Source organism: Spirosoma panaciterrae DSM 21099, from assembly GCF_000374025.1.
GTDB classification, from domain to species: domain Bacteria; phylum Bacteroidota; class Bacteroidia; order Cytophagales; family Spirosomataceae; genus Spirosoma; species Spirosoma panaciterrae.
This window is the reverse complement of record NZ_KB893197.1, coordinates 18,005-39,641: the sequence shown is the minus strand read 5'-3', so window position 1 is coordinate 39,641 and position 21,637 is coordinate 18,005. Positions and strand designations below refer to the sequence as shown.

Below are 21,637 nucleotides of genomic sequence, written 5' to 3'. Positions count from 1 at the left end.
TTTCCTTTATAGTAAAAAAATAAAACCCGGCAAACGCCAGGTTTTATTTCCTATACAGGCAACCATTTACATGCCAAGCCTTCAAATTGGAAACCCAAATTTTAGCTCTCAGAGGCCCTACAGGCCATTGATGATGCGGGCGTAGATGTTGTTGAGTCGGTTCACATCATAACTCCCACCACTGTCATCGGCCACATTCACCGTGATGTTCGAACGACTGCCCCCATTGGCACTCGTTCGGCTCACCCAGAAGCCTACCGATACACTGCTCCGGGCAACGATCGACTCCCCACCCTTCAACCGCAGACTCAACTGCTGACTCCCATCCATGCGGATCACTTCCCACTTCTCATTCTGCACACTCTCCGTACCACCCCCCGATACTAGAAGGCTACTCAGGCTGTTATCGAAGCTCACACTGTAACCCGCCGGTACGGTAATCGTGACTACAATACTGCCCGTCGCATCCGAGCCGTTCACTTCCTGAAGTTTCATCACTAGCCCCTTGGTCTCCCCCCCCGAGAAGCCGCCACTCGGCAGCAGGATGATGGCCGACAGGTCGGGACCCGTCAGTGCCGTCACACTTACCAGCGCACTCTGGGAACAAACTCCGCTGGTCCCCACCACCGTAAAGGTCTGCACCCCGGCTGTGGTCAGGCTGGCCGACAGGGCCGAACTGGTGGTGGGACTGGTCAGCAACACCGTCGAAGGGGCAGTCCACTGGTAGCTGGTAGCCCCACTGGCCGATAAGCTCACCACTACCCCCACATTGGCCTGGGACAAGGTCACTCCCGTCGAAAGACTCAGCACGGTGTTGCTACTGACGGTGGTGGTGGCTGAGGCCGTACAGCTATTGGAGCCGGTGACCACTACCGAATAGGTGCCTGGGGTGGTGATGCTCTGAATGGCATTTGTTGAACTATTGCTCCACAGGTAGCTACTCCCTCCCGTGGCGGTCAGGCTGAGGCTGGTGGTAGTGCAGCTCAGAGTCGGATTCGAAGGAAGGAGGCTGGCCGAAGGCGTGGCGTTGACCGTCAGGGGTGTGGTGGCCGTGGTGGTGTTGCCGTTCTGACTGACGATCAGGGTAAAGCTCTGGGTGCCGCTGCCGGAAGCTGTCCAGGGCTGACTCAGGGTGGGTGAAGTGGCGGTACCGCTGGTGGTGCTGCTGCCGTTGGTAAGGGTATAGCTGTAGCTACCCGTCAGGTTGCCAATGCTGGCGGAGAAGCTGGTCAGATTGCCCGCGCAGATAGTGGCCGGGCTGGCGCTAAAGCCCGAAAGAGTAATCCCGGTCGACTCGAAGAAATAGGCTGAACCGGTATTACTAAGTGTATTGCCCCCCGTCGCGTCTTCATCGTCCTGATCGGCCCCTACCACTAGGGTGTTGCCGCTAATGGCGACTGAACAGCCAAACAGATCGTCAGCCGCACGATCCGTAGCTACCAGTTTCTGCACCTGTCCCCAATTATTGGTTCCACCCTGATTCTGATTGAACACATAGGCAGACCCCGCATTCGTGAGTTGGCTTCCATCAGATTCTCTAAATGCCCCCACTACGATTGTGCTACCGCTAATTCCCACCGAAAATCCAAAATAATCGCCACTAGCCCGGTCTGAGGCTACCAATTTCTGGACTTGCCCCCAGTTATCGGCGCCCCCCTGATTTTGACTAAATACATAGGCTGATCCAGCGAGAGACAGCGTACTGCCTCCCGTGGCATCTTCTGATTCCTGATTGGCGCCCACAACAATAGTATTACCACTGATGGCTACCGAAGAACCAAAAAAATCATTTGCAGCCCGATCAGCAGCCACCAGCTTTTTGACCTGGCCCCAATTGTTGGCCCCACCCTGGTTCTGGCTAAACATATACGCTGAACCGGCTAGGGTGACTGGATTGCCCCCTGTCGCGTCCTGACTATCCCCGATAGCCCCTACCACAATCAGGTTGCCGCTGATGGCTACCGAAGAACCAAACNCACCATTTATCCCCCGGTTTGCGGCCACTAGCTTTTTGACCTGGCCCCAATTATCTGTGCCCCCCTGATCTTTACTGAACACATAAGCCGAACCCGCANTACTCAACGGATTGCCCCCGGTCGCGTCNTNACTATCTNNGCNGGCNCCNACCACAATCAGGTTGCCGCTGATGGCTACCGAAGAACCAAACNCACCATTTATCCCCCGGTTTGCGGCCACTAGCTTTTTGACCTGGCCCCAATTATCTGTGCCCCCCTGATCTTTACTGAACACATAAGCCGAACCCGCACTACTCAACGGATTGCCCCCGGTCGCGTCCTGACTATCTCCGCTGGCACCTACCACAATCAGGTTACCGCTGATGGCTACTGAAGAACCAAATTGACCCTCTACTACCCGGTCACTGGCGACCAGCTTTTTGATCTGAGTCCAGCTACCGTTCTGGCGTTTAAGCACGTAAGCCGAGCCCGCAGAGGTCAGGGGTTGCTCACTCGTGGCATTTGTATAATCCAGACAGGTGCCAATCACGGCGTAGTCGCCATCGATAGCAACCGAATAGCCATATCTTGTATCACCCAAATAATCGACCATGGTTACTTTCTGCTCCTGCCCCCAGTTGCCAGCCCCGCCCTGATTCTGGCTGAACACATAGGCCGAACCCGCATCAGTCACCTTATTGCTTCCTGTAGCATCTTCGTCTTCCAGGTTGGCACCCACCACAATCGTACTACCGCTTATGCCCACCGAAATGCCGAACTGATCATTGGAGGACCGGTCAGATGCCACTAGTTTTTTTACCTGACCCCAGCTATCGGTACCGTTCTGATTCTGGCTAAACACGTAGGCCGAACCCGCACCCGTTAACATATTACTCCCCGTCGCGTCTTCTCCGTTAAGAAAAGCCCCCACTACAATCGTACTACCGCTGATACCCACTGAAACACCAAATCTATCCCCAGCTCCCCGGTCGCTGGCTACCAGCTTTTTCACCTGCCCCCAATTGTCACCCCCTCCCTGGTTCTGGCTAAACACATAGGCCGAACCCGCATTACTGATTGCATTACTCCCTGAAGCATCTTCATCTTCCTGATTAGCAGCCACTACGATAGTGTTGCCACTGATGGCCACCGACCAGCCAAACTGATCGTCAGCGCCCCGGTCAGCGGCTACCAGCTTTTTCACCTGGCCCCAATTTTCCGTACCTCCCTGATCCCGACTGAACACGTAGGCCGAACCCGCATTTTGGAGCGTGTTGCCACCCGCAGCATCTTCATCTTCCCGGTAGGCTCCCACCACAATCAGACTCCCACTGATGCCCACTGAATTGCCGAAGTTATCAGTCGGACTCCGGTCAGCAGCTACCAGTTTTTTGACCTGACCCCAATTGTTGGCTCCCCCCTGATTCTGGCTGAAAATGTAGGCAGCCCCTGCTCCGTTGAACGAATTTCCTCCCGCGACATCGGTTGTATTTAAAACAGCACCCACTACGATGGTGTTGCCACTGACGGCCACCGAATACCCAAAATAGCCTATGACGGCCCGATCACTGGCCACCAGCTTTTTAATTTGCCCCCAGTTGTCAGTACCGCCCTGGTCTCGGCTAAAGACATATGCCGAACCCGAGTTACCAAGCGGATTGCCCCCCGAGGCATCCTGGTCTTCCAAATAAGCGCCAACCACGATGATGCCACCACTAATACCGACCGACTGGCCAAATAAATCATCCACTCCCCGGTCAGCAGCTACCAGTTTTTTAATCTGGGTCCAGGTGCCATTGAGCCGCTTAAAGACCAGAGCCGAACCGGCATTGGGGAGCGTATTTGCCCCATCAGCATCTTCCGCATCCCAAGGCACGCCTACAACAGCGTAGTCCCCATCAATGGCAATCGACGTACCAAACTGATCATTATCTCCCCGGCCAAAGCTGGTAAGTGTTCGTCGGTCCGATGCCGCCGTTTTGATGATTTGATTCCAGTCCTGAGCCAACAACGTGTTGGATACCAGCAGTAGCATCGCTACAAACCAAAGCTTTCCCGGACTCTTTGGATTTCGGTTGCCCCAAACAGAAACTGGGCGGGTGCCCTCAACCCAACGTAAACCCGATTCAGTAGTCAGAAGAAGGCGAATAGAATGAATGATTGGTAAGAAGAAGTGATTCATAAACAGATCAGAGGCTTATGATGGTTTTAGTCCGTACAGACACCCCAAAACTCCGCTCAATCCGCCCTTCGCTGTTAATCCATTTTCGACATTCTTTTGCTCATTTTGGACATCCCACCCCAAAACACAAAAAAAGGCTCCAATCGGAGCCTAAACGACCAAACCAGATAAATGATAAGCAGCGTTTTTAGCCGCCAATGGTCACCCTATCCTACTAACTCAGCTACTTCCAGTTCCTCCCGTCTGACAACGGTATAAGGAAGATCGTTCAACTGATGTCGCACCAGTGACAAGCGTCGACGGGAGATGGGCACCCGCGCCTGATTGCTCATGATCAGATACGAGGGCAAACGTAGGCTTGGAGCCAGCGTAAACTTACGGGCGTACGTAGGATTAACCAGCACCTGTTTATGCACCCGCAGAAAGTGCGGCCACCGCTGTGAATACCATTTCAGGGTGCGCGCCATCAACAGCACAGACCCATCCAGCAGATGAAGGTAACAATAGTTGGCATCGCCGGTCATGTAGAGGACCCGTTGGGGATCGATTCGGACTTGCTTTCCTTTCGAGGAGGAGAAGACGTTTTGCATACACAGAGATAGAGTGTGAAAAGAAACGCCAGCAAAGACATTTACGTCGGCACGCTATGCCCTTCCTGGTATGGCTTTACAGGCCATTGATGATACGAGCGTAGACGTTGTTGAATCGGTTCACATCATAACTCCCACCATTGTCATCGGCCACATTCACCGTGATGTTCGAACGGCTGCCCCCATTGGCACTCGTTCGACTCACCCAGAATCCCACCGATACACTACTCCGGGCACCGATCAGCTCTCCACAAAACTCCCCACAATCCGCCCTTCGCTGTTAACCCATTTTCGACATTCTTTTGCTCATTTTGGACATCCTACCCCAGTACACAAAAAACAGGCCCCTATCGGAGCCTGAACAAAATACAATACCAGAAAACAGATACATAGATACTAACCCCTAAGCTTCTGGCCCGATCAGTGCGGGAACACCAAAAGGAACCAGATAAAGGCCTCTTTACAGGCCATTGATAATACGGGCGTACACGTTGTTGAGTCGGTTCACATCATAACTCCCACTGCTGTCGTCGGCCACATTCACCGTGATGTTCGAACGGCTGCAACCGTTGCGGCAACGTAGTATTGAGTGGTGGGGTTCTGAACTTGCCACTCCACGTTTTCAGTAAGCGGTTAAATCTGCATGGATGATGAAAGAGCCACCATACTCCGTAAAAACCGTACATTCTCTAGCAACAGATTGGCTGGCCAAGTCTGATAACGCTAACGGGGTCGATCACTACGAAAATCAGCGACCCTGAAGATAATTCAACAGGAGAATGACTAAACATGGACGTAAACCTACTCAAAAGCGCAAGAGCTAAGTCGAAACTGTGTCGGAGAAGAAATGGCATGGATAGAAATTTGGATTTACTGTAAACGCGGGCGTACCTTCCAGATGTTGATATTCCGCTCAGCATTGGAATGGAAATAAATCTGCCCATCCGGACCCCAGCATGGGTCACCTTCATTGGTTTCGCCTTGTGTAAGCTGTATTAACCCCGTACCATCGGCCCGCATAGCGTATAAATGATTGTTGTTACGTGTTGGATTTTCCCGATTGCTACAGAATGCAATGTAGCGACCATCGCGGGAGAACGCTCCGTCGAAATTATTGTACTCCCCCGTCGTAAGTTGCGTTTTCTGACCAGTTCGTAGATCGAGCGTAAAAATCTGAGTCCGGTTGCCCACCCGGTTATTGTAAATCAGTTTACTATCGTCGTACGGATTGGTTCGGGGGTGGTCCCCTTCGGTAATAACGGTATAGGAGCCCCCATTGGCATCCATCGAGCAAATCATGCGAGCTCCACCGATGAGCGTGGTGAAAATCACTTTTTTGCCATCATGGGTCATAGATGGAGAGGCATCGGCATCGCCCATTTCACCCTGCGAAATGTAATTAAGGCCAATCCCGTTGTTGTTGGATCGGACAATGACAGGCTTTACTGGTTTTACATAGGAAAAAATAACATCACCATTGGGAGTCCAGGTTGGATCAGAAGCATTCTGAACCAACGGGTTTCGAACGGGCTTACCAATCTCCTTCTTAACTATATTCATCCGTTTGTCGATATTCCGGTTCAACCCTCTATTCGGATCATAGTTCCAGGTTGTTGTCGTCAATAACGAATTGTATAATAAGAACTTTCCATCAGGACTAACACTGGGATACGTTTCGGCTTCGGGGTCGGACGTTTCGCGCGTGAGGTTTTCGGCATTGCTGGTCGTGCCGGGAGCTGTCGGAAATACCGTTTGTGTTTTTGTGGTCACACAATTTGACAAACCAATGCCTACCATCGCAATCAACCCCCAATGAAGTCGTAAAAAATAAGGCATAACAGATAAATTAGAAATGATAATGAACTGGCTAAACTGACCGGCCAACGGGCAACCAGGTCGATCACCCTCGCAACTCTTGCGTAGCGAAACTAGCTCGGTCCTTAATTAGAAAGAACATCTAGATAACAACTGGTCGTTTTGTCGAATAACTGGCCTATTATGGACAACTACAGGCATAATGGGGGATGGTGCTCAGTATTTGGTTTCAATTTTCGGATTACCCGCCTATCAACCTTAAATCAGATAGAGTATATACTTGTCTAAACTACCCGATTGCGGACTACGACTATTTCTGAATTATCAATCTTCTCGTTTCCCCTCTACTGGTTTTAACAAAATAAATACCACTGGCCAAGCTTTCTATAGCAAATCCTCCTACCTCAATGCCAGATTCTTTTAAAAGTATCCCCTCAGAGTTGTAGAGCTTAAATGAAGTAGGGGTATTAAAATAAACCTCCGTTCCGTTGGCTGGGTTTGGATAGAGGCTAGGTGTGCTATATTCAGAGAAATAGCCTATTGCATTGGTATCAGCTACAATTCGTGCACCGCTGCCCGATTTCTTAATACTAAACTTAAAGACTTGACTAAGGGCACTCCTTGTGCCATTACGTACCGAACGGACAGCCCATTGATAGGTATGGGCATTTTGAAGGCCCGTTATGGTGGTCCCGCCAACATCGTTTTTATTGACGTAATCCCAAATTAGTTTACCCGTGGTTATATCGACCACCCCAACTTCGTAAGTAGCTGTTCCATCCTTATTTTTCTTATCCCATACCAGATCAACTTTAGTAGTCCCTGTCGGATACTCTTGATTATTTTTAGGTGAAATTGGGTTTGGCGTAGCCAAGGGCAGATTTGCTACGCTGAATGTGAAGAGAGCACTTTCAGCAAACGGGCCTCCATTTTTACTAGCTCTAACCGACCATTGATAGGTATGACCATCGGTTGTATTGAACGAGTTTGTTGATGTGCTGTTGTATGTGTTCGTGTTGTTAAAGATAACGTTACCTGTTGTTTTGTCCATTGCGGATACAGAATAGGCAGTCCCATCGGTATTGCTACCGCTCCATTTTAAATAGGCCGAAGAGGTTCCGGCTGGCAGTGTCGTACCGTTGGCTGGATTGATAGCACTGGGTTTGTTTGGAAGTACGTAACCAATACTGAATGTTCCTTCACTACTTTCGGCGGAGGCAGTCCCTTTTACGGCCTTTACCTTCCAGCGATAAGTTTGCCCGTCATAAAGTTTTGAAGAGGCCAAAAAAACTCCCGCAACATCCCCTTTATTTTCATAATTCCAGATAACATCTGTAGTTGTTCCGTTTACTCTGGCTACGTAAACCAAATATTGAACGGAACCAGACTTATGACTCTCATTTTGAGCCCACTGCAACGAAACGTTCGTTGTACCCGAATTCAGGGTCATTCCTCCAGTAGGAAAGGTCAGGGTGGGTTTAGTGACCTGCCCCATTAAAAAGCCATGATTCAGTACAATTAGGACCGTAATCAGGAAATAGAAGTGACGTTTCATGGTCGTGCTTTTTTGAGAAAAAGTGAGTTTTTTTTAGCATTGACGAAAGCCTTATAGCCAGAAAGGCGTATGAGTCTGTTTAACTCGTCCAGCGATCTTTATCGCGAAAAACATTTCAGGATCATGTATATATACACTCTTGAATTGGGTGTTTGATATGGTCCTAAAAATCCGGACACGAAACTTTTTAACTTCGTGTACCATGAACCAATCCCAACGCCCCAAACGAAAGTATACCGCCGAGTTTAAAGCCGATGTGCTGCGGCTAGTTGCCAATGGTGAACCCATCATGGCCGTGGCCCGTAAAATGGGCATTAGCGATAGCCTAATTCATGCCTGGCGGAAGACTAATGACAAAGGGGAAAAGAAAACCGATCAAAGTCTTCAACAAGAAGTCGATTCACTCCGTAAGCAACTGCGGCAAAGCGAGATGGAGCGCGANCCCCCCCGAGAAGCCGCCACTCGGCAGCAGGATGATGGCCGACAGGTCGGGACCCGTCAGTGCCGTCACACTTACCAGCGCACTCTGGGAACAAATTCCGCTGGTCCCCACCACCGTAAAGGTTTGTACTCCAGCCGTGGTCAGACTGGCTGACACAGCCGAGCTGGTAGCGGGGCTGGTCAGCAACACCGTCGAAGGCGCACTCCATTGGTAACTGGTGGCGCCACTGGCCGTCAGGCTGACGGTTACGCCCACATTGGCCTGGGACAAGTTCACTCCTGCCGAAAGCGTTGGCCCTGCGTTGCTCATTAGCGATGTAGTCACCGCGCTGGAAATACCGTATGTACTGACGATTAGGGTAAAAGTCTGGGTACCGCTGCCCGTAACGGTCAGGGACTGACTCAGGGTAGAAGAACTGGACGTACCGCTAGTGGTACTGCTGCCGTTGGTGAGGGTGTAATTGTAGCTACCCGTCAGGTTGCCGATACTGGCGGAGAAGCTGGTCATACTACCTGTACAGACAGTGGCGGGGCTGGTGCCAAAGCCTGTCAGAGTAATTCCCATGAACTCGAAAAAATAAGCCGAACCGGTGTTACTGAGTGTATTGCCCCCCGTCGCGTCTTCATCGTCTCCGAAGGCGCCTACTATGATCTGATCCCCACTGATGTCCACTGCGCGGCCAAACTGATCATTGGCTCCCCGGTCAGCAGCCACCAGCTTTTTGACCTGTCCCCAATTATCGTTGCCTCCCTGATTCTGATTGAACACATAGGCGGCCCCCGCAGCACCGAGTTGATTCCCATCAGATTCTCCCAATGCACCCACTACAATTGTGCTACCGCTAATCGTGACTGAAGAACCAAAATAGTCATTACTCTCTCGGTCAGAAGCGACCAGCTTTTTGACCTGACCCCAGTTGTCGGCCCCGCCCTGGTTCTGGCTAAAGACATAGGCCGAACCGGCATACGCGAGTGTATTGTTTCCCGTTGCATCTTCAGACTCCTGAATGGCGCCTACCACAATCGTACTACCATTGATAGCCACTGACTGAGCGAAATAATCCGTCGCCCCCCGGTCAGCAGCGACCAGCTTTTTGACCTGTCCCCAGTTGTCAGTGCCCCCCTGATTCTGACTGAATACATAAGCCGAACCCGCATTCAAAAGTGTATTTCCCTCTAAGGCATCTTCGTCTTCCTGATTGGCCCCTACTACGATGGTATTCCCACTTATAGCCACTGAAATACCGAACTGATCATTAGCAGCCCGGTCAGCAGCCACTAATTTTTTGACCTGGCCCCAGTTATCAGCCCCCCCCTGATCTTTACTAAACACATAGGCTGAACCCGCATTCACAAGTGTATTCCCCCCCGTGGCATCTTCGTCTTCCAGATAGGCCCCCACCACGATGGTGTTACCAGTGATGGCTACTGCACCGCCAAAAAAATCATTAGCAGCCCGGTCAGATGCCACCAGCTTTTTGACCTGCCCCCAGTTGTCGGTGCCGCCCTGATCCCGACTAAACACATAAGCCGAACCCGCACTACTCAGCGGATTGCCCCCGGTCGCGTTCTGGCTATCGCCGTTGGCACCCACCACAATGGTATTGCCACTGATGGCTACTGCACCGCCAAAAAAATCATTGGCGTCCCGGTCACTGGCGATCAGTTTTTTGATCTGAGTCCAGGTACCATTCTGGCGTTTGAGCACATAGGCCGATCCTGAATTGAGTAGAGGCTGTCCACTGCTGGCATCTGTATAATCCTGATTGGCGCCTACCACTGCATAATCGCCATCAATGGCTACTCGACAGCCATACCTTTTCTCACCTAAATAACCACTCATAACCAGTTTCTGATCCTGCCCCCAGTTGTCGGCCCCGCCCTGGTTCTGATTGAAGACATAGGCAGACCCTGCATTACTAATTGGATTACCTCCCGATGCATCTTCGTCTTCCTGATAGGCTCCTACCATAATCGTATTGCCACTGATGCCCACCGAAAATCCAAAATAATCGGTGGCAGCCCGGTCAGAAGCGACCAGCTTTTTGACCGGGCCCCAGTTGTCGGTGCCCCCCTGATCTTTACTAAACACATAAGCCGCACCCGCATCATTCAACGTATTCCCCCCAGCAGCGTCTTCATCTTGCCAATAGGCGCCTATCACGATGGTGTTGCCACTAATACTGACCGAAATCCCAAACAGATCGATGGAACTCCGGTCATTAGCCATCAGTTTTTTAATCTGCCCCCAGTTGTCGGTGCCCCCCTGATTCTGGCTAAATACATAAACCGAACCCGAATTACTAAATGTATTGCCCCCCGACGCATCTCCATCGTTTAGTATAGCGCCAATTACTACAAGACTGCCGTTAATGGCTACCGAAACCCCAAAGTTATCCCCTCCTTGCCGGTCGGTGGCCACCAGCTTTTTTATTTGCCCCCAGTTGTCGGTGCCCCCCTGATTCTGACTAAATACATAGGCTGATCCGGCATTGGGGAGCGTATTGCCTCCTGCAGCATCTTCAGACTCCTGATAAGCCCCTACTACAATCAGACTCCCACTGATACCGACTGAGGTGCCAAACTTATCATTGGCACCCCGGTCAGCGGCCACCAGTTTTTTGACCTGACCCCAATTATTAGCCCCCCCCTGATTCTGGCTGAATACATAGGCCGAACCAGCATTGGTGAGTGTATTACTTCCTGCAGCATCTTCAGACTCCAGATAGGCCCCTACTACAATCAGACTCCCACTAATACCGACTGAGGTGCCAAACTGATCATTGGCTCCCCGATCAGCGGCCACCAGTTTTTTGACCTGACCCCAGTTGTCGGTGCCCCCCTGGTCCCGACTGAAAACATAGGCAGAACCTGCATTACTTAGAAAGTTGCTACTTGCACCATCCCAGTCCGCCTGATTAGCGCCCACTACAATCAGGCTCCCACTGATGGCCACTGAAAGACCAAAATAATCATTACTCCTCCGGTCAGCTGCCACTAGCTTTTTAATCTGGGTCCAGGTGCCGTTGACCTGCTTGAACACCACGACCGAACCTGCATTACCGAGCGGATTCCCTCCCTCAGCATCTTTAACTTCAGTAGCTGCTCCTACTACGGCATAGTCACCATCAATGGCGATCGAAACACCAAAACTATCACCAGCCGACCGACTTAAGGAGGTGAGCGTGCGTCGGTCCGATGCGGCCGTTTTGATGATCTGGTTCCAGTCCTGAGCCAGCAACGGTTTTGATAATAAAAGCAGAAACGCTACTTGCCAGAAAACTCGCTGGCAAGTAGCACCAAAGGAGTACCTAGTAGCCCCCTGGCCGGTAGTGTTCGGTTGGTGTGAGACTAAAAATCTGCCCCCAAAAGGACCAACATTCAGGGGTCGTTGTGAGTAGAAACGGTTCATAAATGAAACAGAAGCTTGTGCTGGTTATAGCCAAAATAGACTGTCTCAAAACTCCGCTCAATCCCCCCTTTGCTATTAATCCATTTTCGACAATCTTTTGCTCGTTTTGGACATCCCAAACCAGTACACAAAAAAACAGGCCCCAATTGGAGCCTGAACGAAACGAAAAAACTGAAAATATCGCCTTATCAGGTTTTAGCCTGATCATCGACATAAGCAGACGGCAATACACCAAATTTTTCCTGGAAACTTCGGGTAAAGTAGGAAAGGCTTTCAAAACCGACCTGATATGCGGCTTCGGAAACATTCAGCCTACCCTCCTGAATCAGCTTGGCCGCCCGCTCTAATCGATAGTTTCGGATAAACTCTACGGCCGTTTGACCTGTGAGGGCTTTCAGCTTGCGTACCAATTGGCGCTGACTCAGATTCAGCCGTTCGCAGAGTTGTTCAACATCGAAATGCTGGTCGGTCAACTGGGCTTCCACAATCGCCTGAACACGCTGTAAAAAAGCGTCTTCTTTTCTGATCCGTTCGTCATTCACCCGAACCACAGGGGGCGTCAATCCCAGTCGCTCCTGAAAGTACTGTTCCAGTCGTTCGCGCTGCCGAAGCAGGTTTCGGACCCGTACCTGAATTTCGACCTGATTGAAGGGTTTGGTCAGGTATTCATCGGCCCCCAGTTCAAAGCCTTCGATCCGATCTTCGAGAGTAGCTTTGGCCGTCAGCATGATTACCGGAATGTGACTGGTTGCTGTCTGTGATTTCAAGGCCCGGCAAAAACCAAAGCCATCCAGTCGGGGCATCATCAGGTCACAAATTACCAGATCCGGAATCGATTCTGTGGCCATATCGAACCCCTGCTGCCCATCACCCGCTTCCAGAATCTGGTAATCCTGCTCGAAAATCCCACGCACATACGTACGAATGTCGGGGTTGTCGTCGATAATCAGCAGAACGGGTTCCGATGCTGCCGTCTGCTTTTTATTCGTTCCCTGTTTCACATCCGTCTGCGGAGCCAGTCCAGCGTTACTTCCCGGCTCTGCGCCCTCTGTCGGCTGAACGTATGAGGTCAGTGCCCGCTGTTGAAAACCAGTCTCTTCCTGACGCTCAGACAGTTGACTAACTTCTGGAGCCTCAATCGGTTTTAGCGGTAACTCCATTCGGAACGTCGTGCCCACCCCTTCCGTACTGTCGACCGAAATGGTACCACCCAGCACCTTTACCAGTTCTTTAACCAGCGATAAGCCGATGCCCGTGCCTTCGTACGAGCGGTTTACTTGACCATCGACCTGATAGAACCGATCGAAAATGCGAGACAATTTCTCGCGCGCAATGCCAATACCTGTATCCTTGACCGAAATAGAAACGCTACCGTTTTGATAGTCCACCGCCATCCAAACATGCCCCCCTGAAGGTGTAAACTTGAAGGCGTTCGACAACATATTGGTAACAATTTTTTCCAGTTTATCCTGATCGTACCAGGCCCAATAGTTTTCTACTTCCTGCAGAAACACAAACTCGATCTGTCGGCTCTCGGCCAGCGAGGTAAATGAACTGGCCATAAACCGCAGAAAAGTCGCGACATCGCCCGAGGCCAGCTCTGGTTTTAACTGCCCGGCTTCCAGTTTACTTAAATCCAGCAACTGATTAATTAATCCCAATAACCGGGTAGCGTTTCGTTTTAGGAGCGAAAACCGGGTGTCGAAGCTAAACTCCTGGGCCATTTGTTCGAGGGGTCCAACAATTAAGGTCAAGGGGGTTCGGATTTCGTGGGAAATATTGGTAAAGAACTGGGTTTTCAGGGTATCCAGCTCGGCCAGCCGACTGGCCTCCTGCTGCTCATAAAGCAACTGCTGATGGAGCAGCAGGCGTTGTCGCTGAAACCGATAAAGCTGCCAGAAAACAATCGTCAGCAGGATCATATAACTCAGATACGCCCACCACGTCCGGTAAAACGGGGGGTGTATGCGAATCGGCAAGGTTACCGGATCGCTCCAGACTTCACCGTCTGTGGAGCCCATTACGGTCAGCGTGTAGTTTCCATCCGGCAACTGGGCATAGTTGGCAAACCGATTGGTTCCGGCTTCCACCCAATCGTGGTCTATACCGTCGAGCCGGTATCGGAATCGATTTTTCCCCACGTTGGTATAATCCATTACCGCAAACTCGAACGTCAGCAGATTCTGGTCATGTTTCAGGTCCAGTTCGTGCGTATATTCAATGCTCTCCGACAAGATCGACGAGGGGTCGCCAGCCGCTACCGCCTTATTATTCACGTTCAGTCCGATAATCGTCAGTTCAGGGCGCTGGTTGCCTCGCCCCTGTAGGTCCGATGGCCGAAAGCGAGTTAAGCCATTTACCCCACCGAACAGCAATTCACCCGTCGCACTTCTGAAAAATGAACTGGTATTGAACTCATCATCCTGCAAACCGTCGGCCTTGGTGTAATTTCGAAATGCCAGAGTTTGGGGATTGAATCGCGATAAGCCTTTGTTGGTACTAAGCCATAGATTTTTACGGTCATCGTTCAGGATACCATACACCACTTTATTGGGTAAGCCCTGCGCTTCGGTAAAATGGGTAAACTGTCCGGTCTGCTTATCGAGTCGTTCGAGCCCTCCGCCTTTGGTGCCAACCCACAAATACCGGGCAGGCTCATTCGGGTCATTGACCAGACTCGAGACAAAATCATTACTCAGACTCTGCTGGTTGGTGGTCGAGTTTTTATAATGAGTATAGGTTGGTTTTGTGGGCAGATGCTCGGCTTTAATGAGCCCCTGCTGCGTACCGATCCAGAAGGTGCCATTGGGCTCGCGAAACAGGGCATAGGTTTCGGTTTCGTGGTTGCTGCCCGATAAGTAGCTGAACACCTGAAATGTTTCGGCCTGGGGATCAAAGCAAAGCAGTTTTCCTTTCATAGCTCCCATCCACAGCTTACCGTCGGGGGCTTCCAGCGTTTGGTTTGCCCAGTAACCAAAATCGATTCCGGTCGGTAATGGATACTTCCTGAGGAGGCTCCAGTTGTCGGAAAACTTGAGAAGGGCTGGCTTGTGGGTTTGAAAATTGGTATGCGATACCCAGAAAAAACCCTGGTGGTCCTGCATGATATAGGATTGCCTTCGGTCGGCTTCGGGTAGTTTATTGTCCAGAAAAGGTAACAGTCGGTCCGATGGCCGGTCAATGAGCCCATAGGCATCCTGATTGCGGCCATAGGTACGCCCCTGCTGGTCGACGTAGAGCTGCGATAGAGAGATTCGGGGTAGATACGAAATAAACTGGTTGACGCGAGGATTGAATTTGCGGAGGCCATAGCCACTGGTTCCTACCCAGATGTTACCGATTTTATCCCGTAATAGCTTCGTAATGGCGTACAAATTGGGGGGAAAGGTCAAAAAGGCGTTTTGTGCGGTCAGGCTTTCCTGGCGAAAAAGGTCGGCAGGTGAAAAGAACCAGAGATGACTCGCTACCGATAGCGCAATTGTATGGGCATCGATCGGTTTAATTTTTACGCCCTGACCGCTACTGAGCGGGAGAGCAATCGTTTTCTGAACCCCCTTATACCAGCATTTGATCTGATGACTGGTGCTGATGACCAGAAAATCCTGCCGGACATTGTGATAGAAGTCGAAAATATTGGCGGAATCCTGCTGAAACTGGTTGAGTTTGGTGAGCCCAATCGGTTTTTTCCAGTTGAATGCATAAATGCCGTTGTTGAGGCCTGTTAGGCCTTCGCCATTGGGTTTAAAGCTAAAATCCAGGTTTAGGCTGTTGTATACCTTCGTGGTAAGCTGGAGCTGAGTAAGCTGAATCTGATCCGTAAAATCGGGCTGCTCCGGAAAACCCTGCTGAAGAGAAGCTGGCAAGGTGATTTTGATGGGTTGGCCTGTTCCGGTTCCTATCCAGATATTTCCTTCAGGATCTTCGGTCATGATTCGGATTTCATAACTGGCACCACCGGGCACTTTTTGATCCCGAATGGCGATATGAAAAAACCGCTGCGTACGCTCATCGTACAGATTAAGGCCGTTGTTGAGCGTACCAATCCAGAGCCGATTCTGATGATCGATCAGTAAAGCCGAGCAGGCATTATCGGAAATACTATACGGGTTGTAGGGGTCGTGGGTAAATACTTTAAAATTGTAGCCATCGTAGCGATTCAGGCCATCTTTGGTCGCTATCCACATGAAGCCTTTCCGGTCCTGTGCCATATCGAAAACCATTCCCTGCGACAACCCGTCGGAAATAGTTAACTCCTGCCAACCCTTTTGTTGAGCATAAATAAACTCAGAATAACTAAACAGAATGAGTAAGAGACAAAAAAAGAGGGTACGCATACCAAATTAATTTCACTCTAAAGTATATATTATGCTCATTATATCAATACTAAAGCATACTTCACAAAAATAGATATCAATAGAATATATAACTGTAGTAAACGTCTGGTCTTCTGAGCAATCTGGTTCTTTCGGCGTCGTGCCATTCAACAACGTCTGGCTAAGGGGCTTAACTCATTACTCCAAAAGTAGCTTCTGTTTGAAACAGTGCGACTAAAGTAAAGTCCATAAAAAAAGCCCATTTCAGGGCTTTTAAATACATTTAGTACCATCTTGAATACTGATTCTTAGCAGGTCAGTTTCCTTCTTTAAAGAATACTCGCTTAACCCGCTCGCTGATCCCCGTCAGTATTTCGTAGGGAATCGTTTCCATTTGTTTCGCCAGTTCCGTAATGGGAAGTTCTATTCCGAAGATCGTGACTTCGTCCCCTTCGCTGGCCTGCGCCTTCGTCACGTCGATCATGGTCATGTCCATACATACGTTACCAACCGTAGGGCAGCGGGTTCCATTTACCCACACCTCCCCCCGACCATTGCCCAGCCGTCGGTCAAACCCATCGGCATATCCGATGGCAATGGTGGCAATGCGGGCATCGTGATCCAGCACACCCCGACGGCTGTAGCCTACCGATTCGCCAGCCCGTACCGTTTTGATCTGGCTGATTACCGATCGCAATGTACCTACCGTTTGCAAAGCGGACTGATCGATACCACTCGCTTCCACCCCATACAGGCCGATACCCAACCGCACCATATCCAGCCGGTAATCGGGGAAACGGACGATCCCGGCCGAATTGAGTAGATGGCGGGTTGGCCGGTAGCCCAATTCCGTTTCCAACAGGTCGGTACACCGTAAAAACGTTTCGTACTGCTGCTTCGAAAACGAATTGAACTGGGCGTCATCAGACCCCACCAAATGACTAAATACCGTTGCTACGTGCATGGATGGATGCTGGCGGATATATTGGGCAACCGAGGCCATCTCCTCTTCCAGAAACCCAAGCCGATGCATGCCCGTATCGATTTTCAAATGCAGGGGGTAAAGGGAGCTCTTCTTTGCCCCCTGCCCCACTCCCGCAGCAAGCCATTCTCCCCACTCCCGCAACAGACGCATACTGTATAGCTCCGGTTCAAGCCCGTATTCAAGCAAGGTCGAGAAGGTTTCGGGAGCCGGATTCATAACCATAATGGGCAGATGAACGCCATGTTGCCGGAGCGCAACCCCTTCGTCGGCATAGGCTACGCCCAGGTAATCTACCCGATGAAACTGGAGGAGCTGCGCCACTTCTGCACTTCCGCTGCCATAGGCAAAGGCTTTCACCATGACCATAATTTTCGTGTCGGCTCCTACTTTTTCCCGGTAAAAATTCAGGTTATGCGTGAGGGCATCCAGGTTGATTTCGAGTACAGTACCATGCACCTTTCGCTCCAGCCGAGCCACGATTCGTTCGAAGGAGAACGGTCTGGCCCCTTTCACCAGTACCGTACTATCGCGCAGCTCATAAAACGGAAACTGGTTCAGAAAGGCTTCTGTATCGGGATAAAACAGGCTGTTACGGGCAAAAAACTGGTCATTTCGACTAAGAACGGGTCCAATACCAACAAATTGGGCCACGTCGTGTATCTGCATCAGATTGCCAACCAGGGCATAGAGTTCATCTTCCGGCTGCCCCGACTGCAACACATCCGAGAGTATGACCACCCGACGGTCGCGCGGGTTTTGCTGATTCAGAAAACGAAGGGCCAGTTTTAGTCCGGCCACATCATTGTTGTACGAGTCGTCGATCAGGATGCTATTGTTAATCCCCTCTTTCTGTTCCAGCCGCATCGACACGGGCCGGAGCCGATTCAGCCGATACTGTAGCTCATCGACCGACCACGGCCGCAACTCAAGCATCGTAACCAGACAATGAATCAGGTTTTCGACCGAAGCCGGATCGGTAAACGGCAGTTTTAGCGTATAGGTCTGCTCACCTTTCGCCAATCGGAGCCGGTCAGCCTGAACCGCTCCCTGATAGACCGCCTTACGTCCCGACAACGACCAGGTAATCAGCCGCATATCGGGATTCACAGCTTTCAGAAGCAGATTTACTTCTTCGTCGATCTCGGTGTAATCGGTCGAATAGATCAGCGTATCGGCATGGATGAACAGCCGAAGTTTCTCGGCTATTTTCTGTTTTCGGGTTCGAAACCCTTCATCGTGCGCAGTTCCGACATTGGTAAAGATGCCAATCGTTGGATGAATGATGGCCTCCAGCGCTTTCATTTCATGCGCTTTGGAGATACCTGCTTCAAAAATACCGAGGGTATGTTTATCGGTTAGTTCATGCACCGAGAGCGGTACACCAAGCTGGGAGTTATAGCTCTTCGGACTCTTGGCAATGACAAATGCCTGATTCGAGGGCCCTGCTTCGAGCAGTTGAGCCAGCCATTCTTTTACAATGGTTTTTCCATTACTGCCCGTTATGCCAACAATGGGTATGTGAAACTGCCCCCGATGTTCGGCTGCCAGTGTTTGCAGGGTTTGCAGGCTACTATCTACCTCCACAAAGGTTGCATCCATATAAGCGAGCCACTCGGTCCGGCGCTCTGGCGTCAATGCCGACCGCTCAACTACAAACTGCCGAACCCCTTTCCGGTACAACTCCCCGATGTAGTCATGCCCATCATGATGTTCGCCCTGAATCGCAAAAAATACGGCGTCTTCGGCCTTCCCTGTCACCTGCCGCGAATCGGTGAGCCACTGCTTATTAACCAATTGAAATAACTTCGTTTTCATACTTTTTACTAAATCGCTTTCATCCGGGAGTTACCCCTCCGTACATTACTTACGACAAATGCCTACCAAAGGGCGATCAAAGACCATCAAATGACTATTTAAAACTACATCCAGCCGCGTCGGCGGAAATAAACGATCATACCGACCGTTACGGCGACCATCACACCCCACACCACAAAGTATCCATTCTTCGTATGCAGTTCAGGAATATTCTCAAAGTTCATCCCATATACCCCAACTATGAACGTTAACGGCATAAAAATCGCCGAAAAAATGGTCAGGGTTTTCATGACCGAGTTCATACGGTTGCTGACGATGGAGTAATACACATCCATCATGCCTGAAATCAGTTCGCGGTACGAATCCAGGGTTTCAATAACCTGATTCATATGGTCGGCCAGGTCACGCAGGTATGGTACGGTATTGTGCTGAATCAGGTCCGACTCTTCCCGCAGCAAGGTATTGACAATATCACGGACGGGGTAGATGGTCCGTCGAATTACGGACATTTCCCGTTTGAGGGTGTACAGAACAGCCAATGTTTGTTGCGTAACCCGCTCCTGTACAAGCTGTTCCTCCAGCTCGTCCATCTTTTCGCCAATCCGTTCGGTGATCAGAAAATAATGGTCCACGATAACGTCCATCAGGGCATAGAGCAGGTAATCGGCTCCGTTGCGCCGGGTTTTGCCAGACGAGGCTTTGATCCGGTCGATGACGGGTTCGAAAATATCTCTGGTTCGTTCTTCCTGAAACGAGATCAGGTAATTTTTGCCCAGCACCAGACTCACATGCTCGACATCGATCTCCTGCTTTTGCCGACTATGGTGTAGCATTTTAAGCGTCACAAACACAACCGGGCTTACGGGACTGTTCAGCTTTACCCCATCGCTGGTTTGCTTATCGCCATTGCCATCACCGTTGGCCGACTGGGCATCGTAAGTATCGATTTTAGGCTTCTGGTCCGTATTGAGCACATCTTCCAGCAATAACGGATGTAAATGATACTGATGCCCCAATGCCGCCACAACTTTAGGCTCATGAATCCCATCGACATCGACCCAGTTTACGTAGGGCGTTGACAGGCCCGGCAATCGACAGGCACTCAGCTTACTACGCTCATCGATCCGATAATCCGTTGCATTGTATTCGATCCGCTTGATTTTGGTAGCGTGTTCAATTTCAACGCCTACATAGGTAAGCGTTCCCGGCGATGTGCCCAGCAGTTTCTCCGCTGAACGGTTGCGTCGACGTTTCGACATAGATTATTCAGTCAGCCCTCCCAACGGTCAGCTTTATTTTGGTGTCAAAGATAAACCAACTACTCGCTGCGTTGTCAACTGTTCAAAAAATCGTACCTTACCCATATGCACCGCCCGGTTCTCTTCCTCGTTCTGCTCTCTTTAGTCGTCTACGCTTGCAGCAGTGGACAAACAGCCCTGCGACACGGTCATTATGACCTGGCTGTAAAACGGGCTTCTTTTCGGCTTCAACAAGGACAGGGCCTCTCGAAACGGGGGCATCGGCTGGCGGCTGATGTCATTAAACAGGGGTTCGTTCACGCGTATGAGCTGCATCAGACCGCCATTCGGAAACTGGCTACGACGGGCGAAACCGATTCATTCCGCTGGGAAAAGGTCTACCAGGAATATGAGCAGTTACAAGTCCTGACCAACAATGCCCGCCGTGCGTACGACTCAACGTGCAGGGGCTGCACCGACTGGCTTACGGCCTATCCTACATCGTACCAGGATCGCCAGCAGGAGACACGCCAACTGGCAGCCGCCGATCGGTATGAGGTAGCCGAACAGGCTTTTGCCTACCGGGAAGAGAATCGACTGGCGGCTAAAGATGCGTATCAGAATTATCTGAAAGCCCTCGACTGGATACCCGATTACCGCCAGGCGCGCCCTAAAGCGGCCGAAGCGTTTGATTTTGCCATCCTTCGGGTAGCCGTTGAACCCCTTGGCCCGACTCACGAACTGGACCGATCTGATAATCAGGAACTACAGCGTTTGATTATACATAAGCTCCGACAGAATACCAAGCCATCGACATTTGTGCGGCTGTACCCAATAGAGGGTTCTACTGGCGAACCCATATTGGGCGATGGGTTTCCGATTCATCAGGCCATACAGATGCAGGTAACCGATTATATGCCTTCCCGCGAAACGGTCACGTCCTCGTCGGCAACGGTGTACAGCAACCAAATGTATAAAGTGGGCGAGAAAAAAATCAACGACTCAACCAAAGTTGACATCATGGAGAAAGTCAGCGGCACCTTGACCACCTACCTGCGGAGCATCAGCAGTGGCCTAACCCTGCATATGCGGGCTATCGACACCCAGTCGGGTAAGGTTTTGTGGGACGAACCGATCTCCGAAAGTCGTAACTGGCAAACCGAATGGCAGAGTTTTACGGGCGACAACCGGGCGCTAAATGGTCAGTCGTTGAAATCAGCAGACCCCTTTCCGCCTTCCCGATGGCAACTCTACAGCAATCTGCGCGATGACCTGGTCGACGACGTTGTCAGTCGGTTACGCAGTCAATACCGTCGGGACTGACCCATCGGACAGC

11 protein-coding genes and 1 pseudogene are annotated in these 21,637 nt (G+C 50.7%); 2 read left to right on the top strand and 10 right to left on the bottom strand.

The window, feature by feature from the left end; all coding sequences use genetic code 11:
* Positions 1–117: 117 nt before the first annotated feature.
* From B153_RS0122885 to B153_RS0122865, 6 genes are all read right to left on the bottom strand, one after another.
* Positions 118–3,990, bottom strand: a complete 3,873-nt coding sequence (locus B153_RS0122885; protein ID WP_020599083.1) for a hypothetical protein — start codon at positions 3,988–3,990, stop codon at positions 118–120.
* Positions 3,991–4,343: 353 nt separating this feature from the next.
* The gene (locus tag B153_RS0122880; protein ID WP_083928236.1) at positions 4,344–4,727 is read right to left on the bottom strand and encodes a LytR/AlgR family response regulator transcription factor; all 384 of its coding nucleotides are present in this window, start codon (positions 4,725–4,727) and stop codon (positions 4,344–4,346) included.
* 76 nt (positions 4,728–4,803) lie between these two features.
* Positions 4,804–4,932 carry a hypothetical protein gene (locus tag B153_RS38715; protein ID WP_281167752.1) on the bottom strand — a complete coding sequence of 43 codons (129 nt, stop codon included), beginning with the start codon at positions 4,930–4,932 and terminating at the stop codon, positions 4,804–4,806.
* A gap of 255 nt (positions 4,933–5,187) precedes the next feature.
* On the bottom strand, positions 5,188–5,340 hold the full coding sequence (locus B153_RS37815) for a hypothetical protein (RefSeq protein ID WP_157634793.1): 153 nt from the start codon (positions 5,338–5,340) through the stop codon (positions 5,188–5,190).
* Between the two features lie 257 nt (positions 5,341–5,597).
* Positions 5,598–6,563 (bottom strand): TolB family protein, encoded by a 966-nt coding sequence (locus tag B153_RS0122870; protein WP_020599080.1) that lies wholly within the window; start codon positions 6,561–6,563, stop codon positions 5,598–5,600.
* 289 nt (positions 6,564–6,852) lie between these two features.
* Entirely contained in the window at positions 6,853–8,097 is a 1,245-nt protein-coding gene (locus B153_RS0122865) for a T9SS type A sorting domain-containing protein (protein WP_020599079.1), read from the bottom strand.
* A gap of 157 nt (positions 8,098–8,254) precedes the next feature.
* Here B153_RS0122865 and B153_RS38895 point away from each other — a divergent pair.
* A pseudogene (locus B153_RS38895) lies at positions 8,255–8,455 on the top strand (transposase); the annotation flags it as partial.
* A 42-nt stretch (positions 8,456–8,497) separates the two neighbouring features.
* On the opposite strand, the gene B153_RS0122860 reads toward B153_RS38895, so the two are convergent.
* From B153_RS0122860 to corA, 4 genes are all read right to left on the bottom strand, one after another.
* Entirely contained in the window at positions 8,498–11,950 is a 3,453-nt protein-coding gene (locus B153_RS0122860) for an FG-GAP repeat protein (protein WP_157634791.1), read from the bottom strand.
* A 188-nt stretch (positions 11,951–12,138) separates the two neighbouring features.
* Positions 12,139–16,284 carry a hybrid sensor histidine kinase/response regulator transcription factor gene (locus B153_RS0122855; RefSeq protein WP_020599077.1) on the bottom strand — a complete coding sequence of 1,382 codons (4,146 nt, stop codon included), beginning with the start codon at positions 16,282–16,284 and terminating at the stop codon, positions 12,139–12,141.
* A 295-nt stretch (positions 16,285–16,579) separates the two neighbouring features.
* Positions 16,580–19,063 (bottom strand): bifunctional UDP-N-acetylmuramoyl-tripeptide:D-alanyl-D-alanine ligase/alanine racemase, encoded by a 2,484-nt coding sequence (locus B153_RS0122850; protein ID WP_020599076.1) that lies wholly within the window; start codon positions 19,061–19,063, stop codon positions 16,580–16,582.
* 104 nt (positions 19,064–19,167) lie between these two features.
* A complete protein-coding gene (gene corA, locus B153_RS0122845; RefSeq protein ID WP_020599075.1) occupies positions 19,168–20,322 on the bottom strand; it encodes a magnesium/cobalt transporter CorA in 1,155 nt (384 codons plus the stop codon).
* A 105-nt stretch (positions 20,323–20,427) separates the two neighbouring features.
* Between corA and B153_RS0122840 the strand changes: the two genes are divergently transcribed.
* Positions 20,428–21,624, top strand: a complete 1,197-nt coding sequence (locus tag B153_RS0122840; protein ID WP_020599074.1) for a hypothetical protein — start codon at positions 20,428–20,430, stop codon at positions 21,622–21,624.
* Positions 21,625–21,637 lie beyond the last annotated feature (13 nt).